The organism is Streptomyces sp. IBSBF 3136 (assembly GCF_036815105.1).
In the GTDB taxonomy this organism is placed as follows: Bacteria; Actinomycetota; Actinomycetes; order Streptomycetales; family Streptomycetaceae; genus Streptomyces.
This window is the reverse complement of record NZ_JAJSZC010000449.1, coordinates 1-1,471: the sequence shown is the minus strand read 5'-3', so window position 1 is coordinate 1,471 and position 1,471 is coordinate 1. Positions and strand designations below refer to the sequence as shown.

The 1,471-nt window shown below is 72.0% G+C and carries 1 protein-coding gene; it reads left to right on the top strand.

Going from position 1 to position 1,471, the window contains the following annotated elements; translation table 11 throughout:
• Positions 1-1,224: 1,224 nt before the first annotated feature.
• A complete protein-coding gene (locus tag V7E45_RS40090) occupies positions 1,225-1,434 on the top strand; it encodes a hypothetical protein (RefSeq protein WP_333779219.1) in 210 nt (69 codons plus the stop codon).
• Positions 1,435-1,471 lie beyond the last annotated feature (37 nt).

The following is a 1,471-nucleotide window of genomic DNA, read 5'->3' as shown; positions in this document are numbered from 1 at the left end:
GAGCGGGTAAGAGCCTGCTGCGCAGGCTCCGAGGGAACTCCCGCGCTGCGCACGGGAGTTGAAGTGAGGCCCCGTGCTGCGCACGGGTTGGGGAGGGGGCTCCTCGCGTTGCGAGGAGTTGGGCTCTGCGCTGCGCTCCGAGCCCGTGTTTCCTTCCGTCAGAACTTTGGCTGTATCCGGAGGTTGGGCCGGTGCCCTTTCGGGTGCCTGCTTCTGTGCGGTCCCGGCTCTTCCTCGTCGCTGCGCTCCTTGGAAGAGCGTTGGGTCCGTCCGCTGCGCTCCCGGACCTGGCCCGCCTTCGCGGGCGGCTGGCTACGGGGCAGGGGGTGTTTCCTTCGCTCGGAAGTTTTGGTCAATCCGGTTTATCGCTCGTGGTGTTGAGCGCTGGCGGTGGCGTGCGAAGGGCTGGGTTGTCGGTCGGCTGGACCTGCTGATGAGTCAGTTTCTGGATGGGTTCGGTCTCTTCGTCCAAGCCTTCATCGTCGGTCCGGGCGTAGGCCCGGATGCCCTGTTGGAGGTGGCGCGGGCTGTGTTGTGCGCTGTACCGGGGCGTAGAGGGACGCAGGCGAGGAGGCCCTGTCCCTTCCCCGGAAGGGACTTCCTCGCGCCTGTGACGACCGGTGCCCGGGCGTTTCGGCCCGGGCACCGGGGCGTGGCTGCTCTCCGGGCTGGCGTCGCTGCGGGGTGTTGGGCGATGCCTCGGCCCCGGGGGGCGTTGGAGGTGACCGGGCGGGTGAGCGTTGAGGAGCAGCGGCTGGTTGGGGCCCGGCACGGTTGTAGGGAACCTGCTGGCCGTGTGCTGGGGGCCGTCCCTGAGCCTGCTCCTGGCGGGGCAGTCGCCTGAGGTGCTGCCGTCGCTCTCGTGGGCGCGTGACGAGGCCCAGCAGGCGGTGTTCTCAGGCTGGTTGGGTCCCTGCCGGCGTGGAGTGCCGTGCCGGAAGCGCCGGACAGGCTGCCGGGGCCTGGTGAGCGCCGCGCAGGATGGCCCGGGTCTGGGTGTCTGGCTGCGCGGCCGCGGGATGAGGCGGCCCCGGCAGAGCAGCGGGGTGTCCGTGCTCCCTGGGGGGCGGGGCGGTGGATGCCCTGCCGGCCGCAGGGGCCGGGGCTGCGGGCCAGGTCCTTCGTGCCGGGCCAGGAGGGGGTGGTCGAGCGGGCGCGGCGCAGCGCCGGCGGCACAGTCGAGGCAGTGAGGGTCGGCGCGTGGCTGGCCCCAGAAGGGACTTCGTGTTGGACCTCGTGTTCTTCCAGATGATGGCCCGCGTCCTCCTCGCCGTGGGGGCGCCCGAGCCTGAGACGGTCTTCTCCGTCCTGGGCAAGGTCGGCCGGTGGTCGTTGGAGAAGGCCGCAGCGGCGGCAATCCAACGGGCTACCGAGACCGCCGTCGAGAGACGGCTGAGCCGCCGGGCGCAGCCCGAGAACGCCGACACCCAGTAGCCGGGGGCGGCGTTGCCGCCCCGCGGGAGGGCGGGGG